We start from the raw sequence: 18,950 nt of genomic DNA on the forward strand, positions 1-18,950 counted from the left end.
GGCCGAGGAGCTGGCGGGATGCTACTCAGGAACGTCGTCCATGGCGAACACGTAGTAGGTGTGGCCCGGCGCGGAGACTTCGGCCACCCGGCCTCCCGGGATCGGCACCGGAGAGCCCGCACGCAGGTCCGGGTGCGCCCCCAGCCACTGGCCCAGATCCTCCACGAGGTACATCGGGCCCGCGCTGCCGAAACCCACCGTGCTATCGAGCATCAGCTGCGACGCCACGCCCGGCATCTGCAGGGCGACGGTGTGCTCACCCTCCCGCCAGGCCTCGTCCCATCCGAGATTGCGGTAGTGCTGCACCGCTGCGACCAGGTCTTCCACGGGCTGGAAGAAGAACGTGAAGAGCATGGTGCCTCCGCCGTCGATCCGCTAGTGGTTCCGACTCTAGGGCACGCCCTCCTGTGATTCGCGAGTTCCGCCCGCAGCCGTCTGCCCATCCGGTGGCACCGGGCGTGGGCGGCGCCCGCCAGTGACGGGCCCGCCCACGGTCGGCATCATTCAGCGCAGTCTCAGTGCTGAGCGATCACTCCATGGTTCCGGTGAACTCGCCGGCCAGTTCCTCGCCCACCCGTTCGCCGTCCTCGTCGCGCGCGGTGAACCGTGCCACCACGGTGTAGGCCTCACCGGGCTGGTGCAACACGACCTCGCCGAACGAGTACTGCTCACCGGTGCCCAGCTCGAAGACTTCCTGGCTGAGCGAGTCGGTGTTGACCGCATTGGTGTTCACCTCGTGCGTCTCCATCAGCGATGAATCCGCCACCGAAGGCTGCTGCATGTAGGGCCAGCTGTCATAGCGCAGGCTCGCCTCCACCAGTCCATAGGAGAGGTTGACCGGCTCTCCGTGGTTGGTGACGACGTAGTTCAGTACCACCACGTCATCGCCTTCGGACACGATCGGCTCATCGGTCTCCGGGTCGGCCCAGATGCTCGAGCGCGTGGCCTGGTCCACGGCCACCTGGAAGACCTCGACGGTCACGTCACCAAGTTCGGCGGTGCCGATCGACTCCCCGACCGTGGTGACCGGGTTGGCCCAGTCCGGTTCGCCGTCTGCGGAGGCGCCGTCGTCTCCGGCCTCGTCGACCTCGGCCTCGTCCTCCGCATCCTCGGTTTCCTCCTCGGGCTCGGTCTCGTCCGGGGCATCCTCGGCGTCGTCGGTCTCCTCGACCGCAGGGGCGTCGTCCTCAGCCGACTCGGGGCCCTCGGCGTCGTCCCCGCACGCGGCGAGAAGGAGTGAGGCGGTGGCCAGCACAGCCGGGGCAGTGAAACGGGTGATGGAGAGAGGCATGGTGGGTTGGGCTCCTGAGGTCGACGTTCGCCTGGTTCGGCGACGCACGAATGTGAGGCGGTCCGAGGCGGACCATTCCTCACGGTAGGACGTGCCGACGGTCCATCGGGCGGCCAGCGGCACATAGACGTGCGTCTTGTGTCACGTCGGCATAGTGTGGCCATACCGGAGGTCAAGGGCGGGTCAGGAGGCGGCTAGCGGTCGGCCCGCTCGGTCAGCATGTAGTCAACACGAAGGGGTCCCGCCTTCCGTATACAGTAGAGGTGTATGGATATCGACCCCCGGCGACTGGCCTTCCTCCTGGCCGTCAGCCGTTCCGGAGGCGTGCTGGCCGCAGCCGAGGCGCTCGCCGTCAGTCCCTCAGCCGTCTCTCAGCAGATCGCCCGCCTCGAACTCGAGACGGGCGTGAAGGTTCTCGACCGGCAGCCCGCCGGCGCGATTCTCACCCCGGCGGGGCGGGTCCTCGCCGAGACCGCAGAACGCATCGAGAACGATCTCGGCGACGCTCGCCGCAGCCTCGCCGAACTCGAGGGCGACGTCTCCGGTGTGGTCACCGTCGGCGCCTTCCAGACCGTTATTCGCGCGGTGCTGGTGCCTCTGCTCGCCGAACTGGACCAGACGCTGCCCGGCATCGAACTCGTGGTGCACGAGGTGGGCTCAGAAGCCGGGCTGCGCGGGCTGCGCCGCGGTGAGCTCGATCTGCTCGTGACCGACCACGACGTCTCTCCGCCCGATTCCCCACCCGCCGGAGTCAAAGACGTGCCCTTCCTCGACGAACCGTGGGTGGTGGCCCTGCCGGCCGGTGATGCCGCCCCCACCGTGCTGGAGGACTTCGCCGAGCGCACCTGGATCTTCCCCGAGCACCGCGGCGCCACCGCTGACGCCCTGGCCCGGCTCACTCGCGAGGTTCCGCTGCGCGGGAAGGCCCGGCACACCTACCACGACTTCGACGTCGCGCTCTCGATGGTGGAGGCTGGGCTCGGCATCGCTTTGCTCCCGGCCCTGGCCGTCCGACGCATCCTGCCCGCAGGCGTGCAGTGGGCCGCGCTCCCCGGGCTCGGGCAGCGCCGCCTCGTGGTCAGTCACCGCGTGACCCGGACCGAACCGCGCGTGGCCACCTCCGCCGTGCTGGAACAGATGATCGCCGTGGCCGCCGCACTCGGCCCTCTCACTCCGGTGCGAGTGACCGCATGAGCTTCCCTGCGCGGGTACGGCCACCCATCGGCCTGATCCTCATCCTCGGTTCCATGGCCGCCCTCCCGGCGGTGACCACCGACCTCTACCTGCCCTCGATGCCCGAGGTGGTCCGCGAGCTCGAGACCACCGAGACCCTCGTGCACGCCACCATCACCGGCGTGCTCATCGGCGGGGCCATCGGGCAGCTCATCACCGGCCCGATCTCGGACCGCTACGGCCGTCGCCGGCCGGTGATGGTCGGCGTGGCCATTCACTGCGTGGCCTCCCTGCTGTGCGTCTTCGCCCCCGAAATCTTCTCCCTGCTGGCGCTGCGGGTCATTCAGGGCATCGGCAACGCCACGGCCACCGTGACCGCCATGGCCGTCATCCGTGACCGCTACACCGGCGCCGGAGCCTCGGTGTTGATGTCCCGGCTGATGCTGGTCATCGGCGTCGCCCCCCTGCTGGCCCCCACTGCCGGCGGGCTCATCGCCGACATCTGGCACTGGCGCGCCACTTTCGTGGCCCTGGCAATCATGGGCGTCCTGCTCATGGTCTTCATCTTCTTCGGGCTGCGCGAATCCCTCCCGCCCGAACGCCGCCAACCCGGAGGGCTCCGCCCCGCCCTGGGCGGATACAAGCGGCTGGTCACCGACGGCCGGTTCATGGCCCTCGCGGTGATGCCGGGCCTGGGTATGGCCGTGATCATTGCCTACGTGGCCGCCTCGCCCTTCGTGATGCAGCAGGACTTCGGGCTGAGTGAGACCCAGTTCGCCCTGGCCTTCGCCGCCAACGGTGCCGGGCTGATCATCGCCTCGCAGCTCAACGCCTCCCTGGCCAACCGGGTCAGCCCACTCGCCATCATCCGCGTGACCGCACCGCTGACCGTGGCCCTGGGCATCTGGCTGCTGATCGCGGCCGGTGCCGAAGCGCCCGGGGAGTTCGATCTCGGCGCCATGCTCACCCTCATGGTGCCGCTGTTCCTGATGCTCTCCTCGGCCTCGATGCTCATGCCCAACACCGTGGCGCTCGCTCTCTCGCGCTACGGAGAGCGGGCCGGATCGGCCGCATCGGTGGTCGGTTCCTTGCAGGCCGGGCTTGCCGGCGGCATCGCGCTGCTGGTCGGCGCCGTCGGGGGCGGGCATGCTGGCGCCGCTGACATGGCCGTGGTGATGCTGGGCTCCTCCGTGGTCGCCCTGGTCATCCTGGCGATCGCCACCCCCGCCTACCGCCGCAGGCGGGTCTAGCCTCAGCCGCCGGGCTCCGCGGCAGCCCGCCACGCCACGGAGTGGCCACTCCTCGGCAGCGCCTCGCATCCAGCAGGTAGTCTCGATCCTTGTGGCCATTGACTTCTCCGCTGAGATCTCCCAGCTCCGCAGCACCTACGAATCGATCCGGGCCGTCACCGACCCCGAGGCGCTGAAAGCCACCGTCGCCGAGCTCTCCGAGCAGGCGGCCGATCCGGGCCTCTGGGATGACCCCGAGGCCGCCCAGAAGCTGAACACCCGCCTCTCCCACGCCCAGTCCGATCTCAAGCGCGTGGAGCAGATGGGGGAGCGGATCGCGGATCTCGAGGCGCTCGTCGAGCTCGGGCAGGAAGAAACCGGCGACGATGCCGACGCCTTCATGGAGGACGCCAGCGCCGAACTCGCCTCTGTGCGCCAAGCCCTCGGTCAGCTCGAGGTCCGCACCCTGCTGGACGGCGAGTACGACGAGCGCGAAGCGGTGGTCACCATCCGCGCCGGGGCCGGGGGAGTGGACGCCGCCGACTTCGCAGAAATGCTGTTGCGCATGTACTCCCGCTGGGCCGAGCGCCACGACTACCCCATCAAGGTGCTGGACACCTCCTACGCCGAGGAGGCCGGGCTGAAGTCCGCGACCTTCGAGGTGAACGTGCCCTACGCCTTCGGCAACCTCTCCGTAGAGGCCGGAACGCACCGCCTGGTGCGCATCTCGCCCTTCGACAACCAGGGCCGGCGCCAGACCTCCTTCGCCGCCGTCGAGGTCATCCCGCTCATCGAGCAGACCGATCATGTCGAGATCCCGGAGAACGAGATCAAGGTGGATGTCTTCCGCTCCTCGGGCCCGGGCGGGCAGTCGGTCAACACCACCGACTCGGCGGTGCGCATGACCCACATCCCCACCGGCATCGTGGTCTCCATGCAGAACGAGAAATCGCAGATCCAGAACCGGGCCGCCGCCATGCGAGTCCTCCAGTCACGGCTGCTGTTGCAGCGCCAGCAGGAGGAGAAGGCGATGAAGAAGGAGATGGCCGGCGACGTCAAGGCCTCCTGGGGCGATCAGATGCGCTCCTACGTGCTCCAGCCGTACCAGATGGTCAAGGACCTGCGCACCGAGTTCGAGTCCGGGAACACCCAGGCGATCTTCGACGGTGAGATCGACGGCTTCATCGATGCCGGGATCCGCTGGCGCAAGTACGAGCAGGCGGCTGCCGCAGCCGAGTGAGCCGCCACGCAGGGCGCGCCTCGGCGTGTCGCGCCGGGTCACAGCACGGTCACGGATAGCCTCGCCGCCAGGCCGGCGTTGCATCTTCCCCCATCGTCGAGTGCCGGCCGGTGGTTGTTGTGATCAGGTTCGAGAACGTCACGAAGGTCTACGCGCGCGGCGCCAGGCCCGCTTTGGATGAGGTCTCTCTCGAGGTCGAGCGAGGCGAGTTCGTCTTTCTCGTCGGCTCCTCCGGCTCGGGGAAGTCGACCTTCATCCGGCTGATCATGCGCGAGGAGCGCCCCACTGCCGGGCAGATCCACGCCCTGGGCAAGGATCTCGGCCAGCTCTCCCGCTGGAAGGTTCCCCACTACCGGCGTCGTATCGGCACGGTCTTCCAGGACTTCCGCCTTCTGAGCTCCAAGAACGTCTTCGAGAACGTGGCCATCGCCCCGCAGGTGACCGGCAGGCCCAGGCACTACGTGCATACGGCCGTGCCCGAAGTGCTCGAGCTCGTGGGGCTCGACGGCAAGGAGAAGCGCCTCCCGCATGAACTCTCCGGCGGTGAGCAGCAGCGCGTGGCGATCGCCCGCGCCATGGTCAACCGCCCCGCTGTCCTCCTGGCGGACGAACCGACCGGCAACCTCGACCCCACCACCTCGATCGGCATCATGCGCCTCCTCGACCGGATCAACCGCACCGGAACCACCGTGGTCATGGCCACCCACGACGACGAGATCGTCGACCAGATGCGCAAGCGCGTGGTCGAACTCGCCGACGGTGCGCTCGTGCGTGACCAGTCCCGCGGCGTCTACGGCGCGAAGCGATAAGGGCCGGTATGAGACTGCGATTCGTCCTCAGCCAGACCTTCCAGGGCATCTCTCGCAACTTCGCCATGAGCGTCTCCGTCGCTCTGGTGACCTTCGTGTCCCTGATGTTCGTCGGCGCCGCAGCCCTGCTGCAGATCCAGGTCGAGAAGCTCAAGGACGACTGGTACGACCGCGTGGAGGTCTCGGCCTTCATGTGCGCGGACGAATCAGCCACTCTCAACTGTGCCGGCGGTGAGGCCACCGAGGAGCAGATCGAGGAGATCGAGGAACTGCTCGAATCCGAGGCGCTGGCTCCTTACGTGGACGAAGTCTTCTTCGAGACCAAGGAGGAGGCCTTCGCCGCCTTCCAGCAGCAGATGGAGGGCACCGTCTGGGCACAGACCGTCAGCGTGGAGCAGATGCAGGTCTCCTTCCGCATCTCCCTGGTCGACCCCGAGCAGTACCAGATCGTCGCCGACGAGCTCTCCGGCCGCCCCGGAGTGGAGGACGTGCGTGACCAGCGGGAGCAACTGGAACCGCTCTTCCTCATCCTCAACCGCGCGACCTTGCTTTCCGCGGGCCTGGCCGGCGTCATGATCCTCACCGCGGTGCTGCTGATCACCACCACCATCCGGCTCTCGGCCATGTCCCGGCGCCGCGAGACCGGCATCATGCGCCTGGTGGGGGCCTCGAACATCTTCATCCAACTGCCCTTCATGCTCGAAGGTGCCATCGCCGCCCTGGTGGGCGCTGGCCTGGCCGTCGGCGGGCTCTACCTCGGTGTGGAGCATCTTGTGGGCGGCTGGCTGGCCTCCGACACCCCCTGGGTGCAGTTCATTTCCGGCGGCGACGTCCTGCTCGTCGCCCCCTTCCTCCTGCTCGCCGCGATCCTCGTGGCGGGTCTCACGTCCATGGTCACGCTCGGCCGATATACGAAAGTCTGAGGTGAACTCGTGCGCAGCTCTTCCCCCCGCCGCACACGCCCTTCCACCCAGCGCAGCCGGACACCGGCCAGGCGCGGCACACTCGCCACCCTGGTCGCACTCCTCGCGCTGGCGCTCACCGTCCCCTTCGCCACCGCCGATGACCGTAGTGAACTGGTGCGCGAGCAGGAGGAGAACGAGCGCCGCCAGGCGGAGCTGCAATCCTCTCTCGAAGGCGTCGAGACTGAGCTGGCCGAGACGTACCTCGATCTGGAGGCCGCCCGCCAGCGCCTCCCGATCGCGCAGCAGGAACTCGCCGACGCCGAGGACGACCTCGCCGCGGCCGAGGCAGCGCTGATCGAGGCCGAACGTGACCTCGCCGCGGCCGAGAGCCGCCAAGAGCAGGTCGCAAGCCGCCTGGAGCTCGCCGAGAGCGAGGCCGCAGGCATGAGAGAACAGATCGCGGAGACCGCAGACATGATCGGCGGCACCCAGGCCGCCCTGGGGGATCTTGCCCGCTCGGTCTACCGCGGCGACCACACCACCTCCACCCTCGACGTCGTGCTCGGCTCAGCCAGCTCGGCCGACTTCCTGCGCAGCTACTCGGTCACCAACACCGCCGTGAGCTCCCAGACCCAGGTGCTGCGTGACCTCGAAGAGGCCGAGGCGGTCCAGCGCAACCAGCAGGAGCGCCTCGATGCGGTGACCGACCGCGTCGGGGAACTGCGCGATGCAGCCGACGCCGCCGTCGCCGACGCTGACCAGGCCCGTGCCGATGCCGACACGGCCGTGGCGGCCGCTGACCAGGCCCGCGACGACGCCGAGGCCGCGAAGACCGCCATCGAAACAGCCCAGGCCGATGCCACGGCATTGGCCGAGCAGCTGGAGAACCAGCAGGGCGAGTACCAGGATCAGATCGCCCGGATCGAGTCCGACCAGGCCGACCTCTCCGAACGGATCGCCCAGATCGACGAAGAGAACCGCCGCGAGCGCGAGCGGCAACGTGAACGGGAGCGCGAACGCGAGGCAGAGCGGGCGCGTCAGGCAGAGCAAGCACAACGGCAGTCCGGCTCCAGTGGCACCGCGGCTCCACCGGCCCCGCCTCCGCCCCCGCCGCCGGCGAGTTCGGCACCGAACGGCTCCCGGTTCATCACCCCGGTGCCACGACCGGTCACCATCACCTCCGGCTTCGGCTGGCGCATCTACCCCATCACCGGTCAGCGGGCCCTGCACGCCGGAGTCGACCTACGTTCAGCCTGCGGTCAGGAGCAGGTGGCGATCGCCGACGGCGTGGTCGCCGAGGTGCGCCCGGTGGGATCCACGCCCACCTCCGGGAACCAGGTGCTCATCAACCACGGCGTGATGTCGGATGGGAACTCCTACATCTCGGTGACCAACCACCTCTCGGGCTTCGCGGTCCGGGCAGGCCAGCGCGTCTCCCAGGGGCAGGTGGTCGGCTACACCGGCGCCACCGGCATGGTCACCGGCTGCCACGTGCACCTGGAGATCTGGCGGAACGGGACCGCGATCGATCCCATGACCCAGCTGTAGAGCCGTTCAGAGCCGGCCGGCCGCCTTGAGCGCCAGGTACTTGTCCGCCAGTGCGGGCGCGAGATCCTCAGGTTCGGCCTCGACGACCTCCACCCGGCGGCGGCGGAGCCGCTCGGCGGTGGCGCGGCGCTCCAGAGCCTCACGCTCGGCGGCCGCGGCATCGTAGATCCGCTCAGGTGAGGTGCGGTCGGCGCGCAGCGCCGCTGTCTCGGGGTCCGAGGCTGAGGCGAGGACCACGGTGTGATCCCGGGCGAGCGCAGCTGCTGCGGGAAGTAAGCCCGAGACGGTACTGGAGGGATCCAGGGCCGTCATCAGCACCACCAGGGAACGCTGAGAGAGCATGTCGCGCGCCGCCTGGGTCACGGTCACCGTGTCCAGGGCGACGAGTGAAGGCTCCACCGTGGCCAGGGAGTGGGCCAGGGCGCTCATGAGCTGTGGGCCGGCCTGCCCACTGACGCGGGCACGCAGCCGCGTGTCCACCGCCACCAGATCCACCCGATCGCCGGCCTTGGTGGCCAGGGCCGCGAGCAGGAGGGCCGCCTCGATCTGGGCGTCCAGGCGCGGGGCTTCACCCAGCCGCGCCGCGGACAGGCGCGCCACGTCGATCACGATCAGCACGCGGCGGTCGCGCTCGGGCCTCCAGGTGCGCACCACGACGTCGGCGCCACGAGCCGAGGCACGCCAGTCGATGGAGCGGACGTCATCGCCGTCGACGTACTCGCGCAGCGAGTCGAACTCCGTGCCCTGGCCGCGCGAGAGCAGGGTGGTCTGGCCGTCGATCTCGCGCAATCGTGCGAGCTTCGAGGGGAGGTGGCGGCGCGACCGGAACGGCGGCAGCACCACGATCGAGGCCGGCGCCTCGAGGGAGCGCTGCCGGAACCCCAATCCGAGCGGGCCCACTGACCGGATGGTGACCAGATCGGCCTCCAGCCGCCCGCGCCGGGTCGCGAGCAGACCGGTGCGCACGCGGCGGCGTTCCCCGGCCGGGACCTGCACCCGGTGGCGATTGGTGGCAGCGCCCGCCGAGGGAGGCCAGGCATCGCGCACCAGGCCGCGCAGGGTGCGAGTGCCGGCATTCGTGAGCAGGAGGGCACTCGAGGTCGGCTCGCCCGGGCGCACCGAGAGCGGAGGAGTGCGGTCCAGTTCGATGCGCCGGGGTGAGGCCGCCAGGAGCGCGTCGACGAGCACGGCCAGCACCACCAGCAGGATCCAGCTCAGCACGGTGGCCGGGCGCGGCCACAGCAGCGCCGGGAGGGCCCCTGCGGCCATCACGGCCGCGGCGCGGACCGTGGGGAGCATCAGCGAGGCACCGGCACGGTGGCGAGGATGCCATCCAGCACGGACTCGGCGGTCACGCCCTCCAACTCCGCCTCGGCCTGGAGCTGGACCCGGTGGCGCAACGTGGTGTGGGTCAGTGCCTTGACGTCGTCCGGAGTCACGTAGCTACGCCCGGAGAGCCAGGCCCAGGCCCGTGCCGTGCGCAGCAGGGCCGTGGCACCTCGCGGCGAGACGCCCTGAGCCAGTGACGGAGACGTGCGGGTGGCGCGAACGATGTCCACCGCGTAGCCGATCACCTCGCGGGAGATCTGCACCTGGGCGATCTCCGCTCGGGCGTCGGCCAAGTCCTCCGGCCCCGCGACCACGGACACCCCGGCGGCCTGGAGATCCCGAGGGTCGAAACCGTGCGTGTGCCGGTTCAGCACCTCGATCTCCTGCTCGCGCTCGGGGATCGGGAGCAAGACCTTCAGCAAGAAGCGGTCCAGCTGCGCCTCAGGCAGTGGATAGGTGCCCTCGTACTCGATGGGGTTCTGGGTGGCGATCACCATGAAGGGGTCCGGCACCGGCTTGGGGTCGCCCTCGACCGAGACCTGGCGTTCCTCCATGGCCTCCAACAGCGCCGCCTGGGTCTTGGGAGGGGTGCGGTTGATCTCATCGGCGAGCATCAGGTTGGTGAAGACCGGGCCCTCCCGGAAGTGGAACTCGGCGGTCCGCGCGTCGTAGACCAGGGAGCCGGTGACATCGCCCGGCATGAGGTCGGGGGTGAACTGCACGCGCTTCGTGCCGAGCTTGAGGGTGGCCGCGAGGGTGCGCACCAGGAGGGTTTTGGCCACCCCGGGTACCCCTTCGAGCAGCACATGTCCCTGGCAGAGCAGCCCGATGACCAGACCGGTCACGGCGGCATCCTGGCCCACCACCGCCTTGCCGATCTCGGTTCGCAGCGCTGCGAGCTTGGCCCGCGCGGGGGACTCTTCCGCTGCCGGCCCTGAGGGGGCTGACGGCGCTACCGGATCGTGCTCCGCGGGAGGGCCGAGCGGCGCGCCCTGGTGCTCGGGCTGGTGCGGCTCAGGCTGCGACTGGTGCGGCACTCCTGGCTGCTGCTGGTGCGGACCGTGGGGCTGGAAGCGCTCGTCGCCGCTCGGCTGGCCCCCCGCAGGCGGGCCGGCGGGCGTGTGGGGGTACTGGCTCATGGGCGTCGGACCTCTTTCTCCAGGGCATCGAGCGTGGTGGACAGATGAAGCAGGCTGCCGTCGTCCGGCGGCGGCGGCCCGTACAGCGTGCCGGCGACATCCTCACGGGGGTGCCCCGAGGCGCGCACGACGGCGTCGATGATGCTGTCCCGCCCGGCTGAGCGGGGCAGGCCGAGGGACGTGGCCATCCGGGAGATGCTCCCGGCACGCAAGGCGGCGGCAGAGTGGTCCCGAGCGCCACTGCGCCGGTAGAGGCGCCCCCTCCCGAAGGTGGTCTCCGCCGAGGGCACCGTCACCGGCATCACCTCGACCACCACTGGGCCCATGCCCCGCCCCTGGGCCAGACCGAGCAGTGCCACGGCGGCGGCGAGCACGGCGCCGATCGTCCACAGCGCCGGGGGAACCATGGGAACGGAGTCATCCACGGCCCCGGCAGCCTCGAGATCGGGCGGGAGGTACCACAGCAGGGTCTCGTGGGCTCCGAGAGTGCGGAACGTCAGAGCGGCGTGGCCGTACTCCGCGAGCATGCCGTTCGAGACCACCTCGGGCGAGGCCAGGTAGGTGACTGTGCCGCCATCCTGAGGCCAGGTGGCCCAGGCCCCGCCGTCGCCCGCGGGGAAGCAGAGTTCCAGCTCGTCCGGAGCACCGTCGGGCACCACCACCTGCGAGACCTCGATCTCGCCGGCAGCGGCCGCGTGCCGTTCGGGGCAGGATGCGCTCGCCGTCTGGGTGCTCACCCTGCTCGTGCTCAGTGGGAGCTCCTCCATCAGCGGATCCCCGACGCGCAGCTGCCCGGCCAGCACCACATCCGCGCCGGTGCCCAGCAGTTGCTCCACCTGGCCGGATCGCAGCATCCGGGCGTGCGGGACGAAGACGGTGCTGCCGCTCTCGGCCTGGCGCTGCAGTTCGCTCCAGGCGCGGACCTCGCGGACGTCCACGCCCTGCTCTTCCAGGATGCGCGCCGTAGCCATCGCGCCGTTGCCCCCGGGGTTGTCCGGGGCCAGGGGTCGAGTCGAGGTGCGCGGCTCCAGCAGGGCAGTGAGAGCGAAGAGCGTAACGACCACCACGATGAAGAGCGTCAGCATCAGGCGTCGGCGGCGCCTGCTGACCGGAGCCGCAGGCGCCGCGCTGTCCGCCGCCTGGGCGGGAATCGGTGGTGCCGTCATCGCACCCGGGCCCATCCTGCGACGGGGGCGTGGCCACGCTGGTCAGGTGGCACCGGCGTGGCCTCGCCCACGGCCGCGGCGAGCTGCCGGAGTTGCGCGTACTCCTCGCTCCCCGGTACGGCCTCGCCGTACGCGACGTCGTCGAAGAGCGATGCAGCCCCGGTCAGATCGGAGCTGAGCGGCGGCAGGGCGGCGGAGGCCTCGGTGGCCGCTTCGTGCGCGGTCAGGCCGGCGCGGTCGTCCACGATGGTGCGCTCGTCGAGCGACCTGATGATGGCCCGGAACTGTTCCAGGACAGCCAGCGGCCAGTCACCGGTATCCGCGGCGGCCCCGGCCGCAGCGAAGAGGGCATCGGAGTTCCGGGAGTCCTCGAAGAGTTCGTGAGAGCCACCGGCGGCCCGTTGGGCCTGGCGTTGCACCCGGCCGGCCAGCAACAGCGACAGGGCCACAACCCCGGCGAGGATGACCGCCACGATGATGGGCACGATCGGTGCGCTGACACCGGTGCCCAAGCCCGCCAGGTAGTCCCAGAGCTCGGACAGCCAGTTCAGGATCATGTCGAAGAAGGACGTGCCCTCCTGGTACACCGAACGGGAGAGCTCGTCCTCGGCCCACTCTCGGGCCGTCTCGGCATCCGGCTCGACCGGCACGGAGAGCGGTAGCGATCCGGAACGCCAGGCGGGCAGCAGCGCGTGCACCTACTCGCCTGCCTGTGCTTCCGCGCTCTGGGCCAAGGTGACGTCCAGGCCCTCCTTGCGCATCCGCAAATCGATGTAGGCCAACGCCGTCACGGCGGCGAAGTAGGGCGTGGTCAGCGCCATGGCGAGCACGGAGAACGCCGTCTGGACCAGTAGCAGAATGGTGAGAGCCTCGGCGGATTCGACGAACATGAACGCCGCCGAGAACGGGATGGCCACCGCGTAGCTGATGATCGCCACGATGATCCCGGCGAGGAGCAGGATGCCGAGCAGGCGCCAGAAGTGCTTGCGCGAGACCTGCCATCCGCGCTTGATCGCCGCGAGGGGGCCGAGGCGCTCCAGCATCAGCGAGGGGGTGGCCAGTGCGAGCCGGATGACGAAGAAGCCCAGCACCACCACCACGGCCAGGATCGCCACGAAGACCAGCAGCAGGATCGCCACGATGCTCCAGGGCCCGTCGCCCAGCACCACCGCCGCGCCTCCGATCGCGCCCGCTGCCGCTGCGATCACCACCACGTAGACGGTGAAGAGGATCACTGCCTCGACGATGGTCAGGGCGAAGAGCCGCAGGAGCTGGCCGCGGGCGAGGCGCCAGATCTCGGAGATGCTGGCGGTGCGCCCGATGACCGCCTGGCTCGTGGAGTGCATGAGCAGGCCGGTCAGGATCGTCGAGGCGATCCACGTGAAGAGCAGGGAGATCAGCAGCGTCAGGCCCAGTGCCAGGAGTGCCGGGCCCACCTGGCTCGCGGAGGCTGCCGGGTCTCCGAAGGGATCGGCGAAGGGGCCACCAGTGAGAAGGGGATCAATGGCCGGTAGCGCGAAGGCGTAGGTCATCGCAGCTGTGACCACGGTGGTCAGCAGGGCAGCGACACCCATGATGAGCAGTGAGAGGCCGAAAGTGGCCTTCGGATTGGCACGAATGGCCCGGAAGGCGCCGTCGAGCACTTCACCGACGCTCAAGGGGCGCAGCGGGATGATGCCGGGCTTGGGCGGGCCGCCGAAGCCCGCGGGCGCTCCACTGCCCTGGGCGGGGCCGTACTGACCGTAACCGGAGCCGCCCGGGGCACCGGGTGCGGGTGCCCACTGGGACTGGCCCCAGGAGTTCTGACCTTGGCTCCAGCCGGGTTGACCGCCCGAGGGGGCTCCGGGCTGCGGCTGCGACGGCGGGTTGCCGTACTGCCCGTACTGGCCCGGTTGCCCCGGCGTAGGCCGGGAGCTGCCGTACTGCCCGTACTGGCCCTGCTGCTCACTCATACGCCACTACCCCCTGACCGGATCGCTTTCACCGCACACCCTTTCAGACGCGTGAGGACTCCTCGGCCGCCCGCCGCGGGCCGCTGTGGCTTCCTATCGTGTCACGGTCGCCCCGTAGCCCGGCAATTGTGGCGGTGCGTGGGCGCGGAAGCACCCAGAGAACGGCCACTAATGGGATCATGTGCTCTATGAGTGCCAAGCTGCTCGTGATCGACGACGACACCGCCCTGGCCGAGATGATCGGCATCGTGCTCGAAGCTGAAGGCTTCGAGGCGGCCTTCTGCGCCGACGGTGCCGAGGCCCCGGACGTTTTCCGCGCCGTGCAGCCCGATCTGGTGCTCTTGGACCTGATGCTCCCTGGGCTCGACGGAGTGGAGATCTGCCGCATCATCCGAGCCGAGTCCGACGTGCCCATCGTGATGCTCACCGCCAAGTCCGACACCCTGGATGTGGTCACCGGTCTGGAAGCCGGCGCCGACGACTACATCCCCAAGCCCTTCAAGCCCAAGGAGCTTGTGGCCCGGGTGCGGGCACGCCTGCGCCGTCAGGACGAGCCCGAGCCCGAGCGCCTCCAGGTCGCCGACCTCGAGATCGACGTCGCCGGGCACCAGGTGTGGCGCGAGGGGCACCTCATCGCCCTCACCCCGCTGGAGTTCGATCTCCTCGTGGCCCTCGCCCGGAAGCCCTGGCAGGTCTTCAGCCGCGAGATCCTGCTCGAGCACGTCTGGGGTTACCGCCACTCCGCCGACACCCGCTTGGTCAACGTCCACGTGCAGCGCCTACGCGCCAAGGTGGAGAAGGACCCGGAGAATCCCGAGGTTGTCGTGACGGTTCGTGGCGTGGGTTATCGCGCGGGGGCCCCGCAGACGTGATCAGGGTGCCGACTCCGGCCCCGGCTCCGGGCTCGGGTGCCGGCAGCCCGACGGCTGAGAAGAGCTCCGAGCCGCCTGCGCAGGTGATGGTCCCAGGCGAGACGGCGGGGCCGAGCATGGAGGCGCCCCCGCCGCGGCGCCTGCGCCGTCGCGCTCGGCGCAGGCTCGTCGGTCTGGTGCGCAGCTGGCGCACCTCGCTGACGTTCCGGGTGGTGGTGATCACGGTGTTCGGTGGGTTGGCGGCCATCGTGGTGGTGGGGACCTTCGTCTCCAGCGAGATCCGCGACAGTCTGTACGACGAGCGCGTCGAGCAAGCCCTCGGGGACGCCCTGGTGCAGACCACCTACGCTCAGGAGGTCTTCGATGCCTCTACCGCCACCACCGCGGAGGAAGCCAGGAACGTCCTGATCCAGTGGATGGAGGATCACCAGTCCCGCTCTCCGGACTCCGAGGGCGTCGTGGTGCGGCGGTCACCGGACCCGGATGGCCTGTCCATCATCGAGCCCTTGATCAATGAGGAGCTCCGTGACCTCGTCACCGATGAGATGCGCGACGCCGTGGCGAGCGAGGGCGGGCAGCACTGGCAGCCTGTGGCCCTGCCCAGCGGCGAGGGTGAGGTGCCCGGCGTGGTGGTGGGTTCGCCGATCACCTTGCCAGTGGCCGGTTCGTACGAGCTCTACATCTTCTACTCCCTCGGCTCGGAACAGAACACGATCTCAATGGTCATGGGCATCCTCATCGTGGCTGCCCTGGCTGTGGTGATCCTGCTTGGTGTGCTGGCCGGTGCCATCACCGGTTGGGTGCTGCGCCCGGTCACCGAGGCAGTGCGGGCGGCCGAGCAACTGGCCACCGGCCACCTTGAGCAGCGCATGGACGTACGTGGCAAGGACGAGCTCGCGGTGCTGGCCCAGTCGTTCAACGAGATGGCTGCCTCCCTCCAGCAGCAGATCGAACGCATGGAGGAGCTCTCACGCTTGCAGCAGCGCTTCGTCTCCGACGTCTCCCACGAGCTACGCACCCCCCTGACGACCATTCGCATGGCCGGCGAGGTGCTGCACGACGCCAAGGACGACTTCGACCCGGCCACCCGCAGGTCCGCCGAGCTGCTGCAGACCCAGCTCGACCGCTTCGAGCAGATGCTCGCCGACCTGCTGGAAATCTCGCGTTTCGACGCCGGTGCCGCCGTACTTGAGGTGGAGAAGCGCGATATCCGTGATCTGGTGAGCTACGTGGTGGAACTGACCGCCCTGCTGGCCGATGCCAAGGGCTCTGCGGTGCGGATGCACCTGCCCGAGGAGCCGGCCACCGCCGACGTGGACTCCCGCCGGATCGAACGGGTGCTGCGCAATCTCATCTCCAACGCCATCGAGCACTCGGACGGGCGACCCATCGACATCGCTGTGGCTGTGAACGAGGAAGCCCTCGCCGTCCGGGTCCGCGATCACGGCGTGGGCATGGACGCAGCCTCAGCCGAGCGGGTCTTCGACCGTTTCTGGCGAGCTGACCCCGCCCGCGCCCGGACCACGGGCGGGACCGGATTGGGCCTGGCGATCTCCATGGAAGACGTGCGCTTGCACGGAGGGATCCTGGCAGCCTGGTCTCGGCCGGGTGAGGGCGCCTCCTTCCTCGTGACCGTGCCGCGCAGAGCCGGCGGCGTGGTCAGTGCTGAGGACGGGCCACTGCCGCTCGAACCCGACGACGCGGGTGCACCGATCCTGGTCACCTCGGAGGGCTCATGACCGCGTCCGTGCCGCACCGGCCGCAGCCGCGCCGCGTGCTCGGTGCCCTGGCCCTGCTCCTGGCCCTTGCCGTAGCGGTCGGTGCCTGTGCCGGGCTGCCGCAATCGGGGCCGGTCACTTCGGCCGATACCGAGCTCCCCGCCGGCAGTGAGGTCTCGCTCTTCGTCCCGGGCCCCAGCCCAGGAGCCGAGCCGGAAGAAATCGTGCAGGGCTTCCTCGACGCGGTCACGGCAGGTTTCGGCGATGACTTCGGGGTAGCGCGTGATTTCCTCGCGGGCCCGGCGGTCGAGGACTGGCGCCCGGGCGAGAGTACCCAGATCCACGTCAGCAGCGCCCCGCGGGTTGAGCGCACCGCCACGGGCGCCGTGGAGGTCTCGGTGGACGCCGTGGCGACCGTCGACGAGAGGGGCCGCTACATCCAGGCACCAGTCGATGCCGTTTTCGATGCCGAGATGTCGCTGGCCCGCAATGCGGCCGGGGAGTGGCGCATCGTGGATCTCCCGAACGGCATCCTGTTGCCCGAGGCCAGCTTCTCCTTGGCCTATTCCTCCACTTACCTGCACTTCCTGACGCCCGACGACCAGTACTTCGTGCTCGAGACGCGCTGGTTCCCCCGGGAGAACCTGGCGACTGCCGCGACGAACGCCCTGCTCGCCGGCCCCTCCGAGTGGCTCGAACCGGGCGTACGCACGGCCGCGCCCAGTGGCACCCGCCTGCGGGTCGATTCGGTGCCGGTGGGGACCGACGGAGTGGCCACGGTGGATCTCACCAGCGCCGTCCTGGAAGCCGAGGTCAATGATCGCGCTCTGCTGCGGGCCCAGATCGAGGCCACCCTCGCCACGGCCGGTGATGTGCGAGAGGTGCGTCTGGCAGTCGGGCAGCAGGCCTTCGACACCGGCAGCAGCCTGCCCGAACTCTCCGTGTATCCCTACAGCACGCCGTCGAGCTGGCTCGCCATCGCCGATGGCGAGTTGATGCAGGTCAGCGAGGGCGAGGCCACCATGCACCCCGGAGCCGACCTGCTCGGCGACGAGCTGAGCTCGCCGGCGACCGGTTATGGCGAGGATCCCCCCTCGGTGGTGATCGATGGCGGAGACAATCTGGTGACCGTGCCGGACTTCCAATCCCCGCCCTCGGTCCTGGTGGAAGGACGAGACCTCCTGGCGCCCTCGATCGATCGCTTCGGGTGGATCTGGACGATCAGCCAGGAGGAGGACCAGGATCCGCAGATGATCGCGATCCAGGCCACCGGGGAGCGGGTCGACATCACCGCGCCGTGGCTCGCCGAGGGAGAGGTGCTGGCCTTGCGGATTTCTCGTGATGGCTCGCGGGCCGGCCTCATCCGTGAGGTGGCCGGCGAAGCCGTGGTCGAGGTGGCCGCCGTGCAGCGTGACACCGAGGGCCGCCCGAGCCAGCTGGCCGACCCGGTCGCGGTCGCACAACGGCTCGAGGATCCCAGCGATCTCGCCTGGGTCGGGCCCACCACGCTGGCCGTGCTCGCCACCTCCGATCTTGAGCCCTCTCGTGCCGTGCACACCGTGCCCCTGGGAGCGCCCCACGCGGCGCTGCCGGTGGTCGAGGGTGCCGTGCGGATCACCGCGGGCCGCGGGGACACCTCCCTGCTCGTGACCACCGAGGAGGGCACGATCTTCGAGCGCAATGGCGCCACCTGGCGCGCGGCCCACGTGGGCCTGGAAGACCCGGCACTTCCCGGGTAGCCTCGCCGCCCCCACAGAGGCTGTGAGTCTCCGCCCCGTCCCCATCCGGGCCGTGGTGCCGGCCGGTGGGGTGGCGAGATGAGCCACGCTCGGAGGGTGAACGGCACCGGGGGGCGGGTTCAGGCGCTGCTGGACCTGGTGTTGCCGCGGGAGTGCGTGGGTTGTGGCCGATGGGACCAGACACTCTGTGAGGACTGCGCTGCGCTGTTTGCCGGCCCGCCGCGTCGCTGCCTGGACCTACCGAACCCGTCGCTGCCCACCTGGTCGGCAGGCCCGTACCGCGGCGCGCGCCGGGCCGCGGTGCTGGCATGGAAGAACCACCGCCGCGACTGTGCGGCGCCTCTGCTGCAGGCTGCGGAGGTGAGCGCCGAGCACTGGGCCGAGGACCTCGATCTGCGTGCCCTGCTCCACGGAGTCACGGGACCTCTGCTGGTGCTGCCCGCCCCCTCGGGATGGCGCCGACGCTGGGCGCGCCGACTGGTGGTGGCCGACCTGGCCGATGCGGTGGCCAGCGGATTGGCCACCGGTCTGCGCGAGGCCGGACTGACGGACGTGGGCGAGATCCTGACGGCCGATGTGCTGCGGCGTACCGGCGGTCGGCACCACCTTGCCGGCGCCGGCCGGCGCGAGCGTGCCGCGCAACGCGCAGGCCGGATGCACCTCACCCACCTCCTCCCGGCGGGCACCGCGGCACTCCTGATCGACGACGTCGTCACCACCGGAGCCACCCTTGCCGCCAGTGCTGCAGCGCTCCAGGAGGCCGGCGTCCAGGCGATGGGCGCCTTCACTCTGGTCGCCACCCCGGCCTCGGGAGCCGGCCTGTCGCCCTGAGTTGGTTGT

At 69.9% G+C, this 18,950-nt stretch carries 17 protein-coding genes; 10 read left to right on the plus strand and 7 right to left on the minus strand.

The window, feature by feature from the left end; all coding sequences use genetic code 11:
• Positions 1-21 precede the first annotated feature (21 nt).
• Both EDD31_RS10530 and EDD31_RS10535 read right to left on the minus strand, forming a co-directional pair.
• Complete coding sequence (locus tag EDD31_RS10530) at positions 22-354, minus strand: hypothetical protein (protein WP_123304111.1); 333 nt, start codon at positions 352-354, stop codon at positions 22-24.
• A gap of 175 nt (positions 355-529) precedes the next feature.
• Complete coding sequence (locus EDD31_RS10535; RefSeq protein ID WP_123304112.1) at positions 530-1,291, minus strand: hypothetical protein; 762 nt, start codon at positions 1,289-1,291, stop codon at positions 530-532.
• Between the two features lie 267 nt (positions 1,292-1,558).
• Here EDD31_RS10535 and EDD31_RS10540 point away from each other — a divergent pair, with 267 nt between their 5' ends.
• The 6 genes from EDD31_RS10540 to EDD31_RS10565 all read left to right on the plus strand — a co-directional run bounded on the left by EDD31_RS10540 (position 1,559) and on the right by EDD31_RS10565 (position 8,195).
• On the plus strand, positions 1,559-2,485 hold the full coding sequence (locus tag EDD31_RS10540; RefSeq protein ID WP_123304113.1) for a LysR family transcriptional regulator: 927 nt from the start codon (positions 1,559-1,561) through the stop codon (positions 2,483-2,485).
• On the plus strand, positions 2,482-3,714 hold the full coding sequence (locus EDD31_RS10545; protein WP_123304114.1) for a multidrug effflux MFS transporter: 1,233 nt from the start codon (positions 2,482-2,484) through the stop codon (positions 3,712-3,714). The genes EDD31_RS10540 and EDD31_RS10545 overlap by 4 nt, the downstream gene beginning before the upstream one ends.
• Positions 3,715-3,805: 91 nt before the next feature.
• On the plus strand, positions 3,806-4,933 hold the full coding sequence (gene prfB, locus EDD31_RS10550; RefSeq protein ID WP_123304115.1) for a peptide chain release factor 2: 1,128 nt from the start codon (positions 3,806-3,808) through the stop codon (positions 4,931-4,933).
• 119 nt (positions 4,934-5,052) lie between these two features.
• A complete protein-coding gene (gene ftsE / locus EDD31_RS10555; RefSeq protein WP_123304116.1) occupies positions 5,053-5,742 on the plus strand; it encodes a cell division ATP-binding protein FtsE in 690 nt (229 codons plus the stop codon).
• A gap of 8 nt (positions 5,743-5,750) precedes the next feature.
• On the plus strand, positions 5,751-6,665 hold the full coding sequence (gene ftsX / locus EDD31_RS10560; protein WP_123304117.1) for a permease-like cell division protein FtsX: 915 nt from the start codon (positions 5,751-5,753) through the stop codon (positions 6,663-6,665).
• Positions 6,666-6,674: 9 nt separating this feature from the next.
• On the plus strand, positions 6,675-8,195 hold the full coding sequence (locus EDD31_RS10565; protein WP_123304118.1) for a M23 family metallopeptidase: 1,521 nt from the start codon (positions 6,675-6,677) through the stop codon (positions 8,193-8,195).
• Positions 8,196-8,201: 6 nt separating this feature from the next.
• On the opposite strand, the gene EDD31_RS10570 is transcribed toward EDD31_RS10565, so the two are convergent.
• The 5 genes from EDD31_RS10570 to EDD31_RS10590 are packed head-to-tail and all read right to left on the minus strand — an operon-like array spanning position 8,202 to position 13,781.
• Positions 8,202-9,494, minus strand: coding sequence for a DUF58 domain-containing protein (locus EDD31_RS10570; protein ID WP_123304119.1), 1,293 nt, complete (start codon positions 9,492-9,494; stop codon positions 8,202-8,204).
• Entirely contained in the window at positions 9,494-10,663 is a 1,170-nt protein-coding gene (locus EDD31_RS10575; RefSeq protein WP_245991129.1) for an AAA family ATPase, read from the minus strand. Before EDD31_RS10575 ends, EDD31_RS10570 begins: the two co-directional genes overlap by 1 nt.
• Entirely contained in the window at positions 10,660-11,829 is a 1,170-nt protein-coding gene (locus tag EDD31_RS10580) for a DUF4350 domain-containing protein (RefSeq protein ID WP_170163273.1), read from the minus strand. The genes EDD31_RS10575 and EDD31_RS10580 overlap by 4 nt, the downstream gene beginning before the upstream one ends.
• On the minus strand, positions 11,826-12,527 hold the full coding sequence (locus EDD31_RS10585; RefSeq protein ID WP_123304121.1) for a DUF4129 domain-containing protein: 702 nt from the start codon (positions 12,525-12,527) through the stop codon (positions 11,826-11,828). Before EDD31_RS10585 ends, EDD31_RS10580 begins: the two co-directional genes overlap by 4 nt.
• Complete coding sequence (locus tag EDD31_RS10590) at positions 12,528-13,781, minus strand: DUF7847 domain-containing protein (protein WP_123304122.1); 1,254 nt, start codon at positions 13,779-13,781, stop codon at positions 12,528-12,530. It lies immediately after the preceding gene.
• Positions 13,782-13,969: 188 nt separating this feature from the next.
• On the opposite strand from EDD31_RS10590, the gene mtrA reads away from it, so the two are divergent.
• The 4 genes from mtrA to EDD31_RS10610 all read left to right on the plus strand — a co-directional run bounded on the left by mtrA (position 13,970) and on the right by EDD31_RS10610 (position 18,941).
• Complete coding sequence (gene mtrA / locus EDD31_RS10595) at positions 13,970-14,653, plus strand: MtrAB system response regulator MtrA (protein ID WP_123304123.1); 684 nt, start codon at positions 13,970-13,972, stop codon at positions 14,651-14,653.
• Between the two features lie 116 nt (positions 14,654-14,769).
• On the plus strand, positions 14,770-16,392 hold the full coding sequence (mtrB, locus tag EDD31_RS10600; protein WP_170163274.1) for an MtrAB system histidine kinase MtrB: 1,623 nt from the start codon (positions 14,770-14,772) through the stop codon (positions 16,390-16,392).
• Positions 16,389-18,110 (plus strand): LpqB family beta-propeller domain-containing protein, encoded by a 1,722-nt coding sequence (locus tag EDD31_RS10605; RefSeq protein ID WP_123304125.1) that lies wholly within the window; start codon positions 16,389-16,391, stop codon positions 18,108-18,110. Before mtrB ends, EDD31_RS10605 begins: the two co-directional genes overlap by 4 nt.
• Before the next feature lie 96 nt (positions 18,111-18,206).
• Complete coding sequence (locus tag EDD31_RS10610; protein ID WP_170163275.1) at positions 18,207-18,941, plus strand: ComF family protein; 735 nt, start codon at positions 18,207-18,209, stop codon at positions 18,939-18,941.
• Positions 18,942-18,950 lie beyond the last annotated feature (9 nt).

Source organism: Bogoriella caseilytica, from assembly GCF_003752405.1.
Taxonomy (GTDB): Bacteria; Actinomycetota; Actinomycetes; order Actinomycetales; family Actinomycetaceae; genus Allobogoriella; species Allobogoriella caseilytica.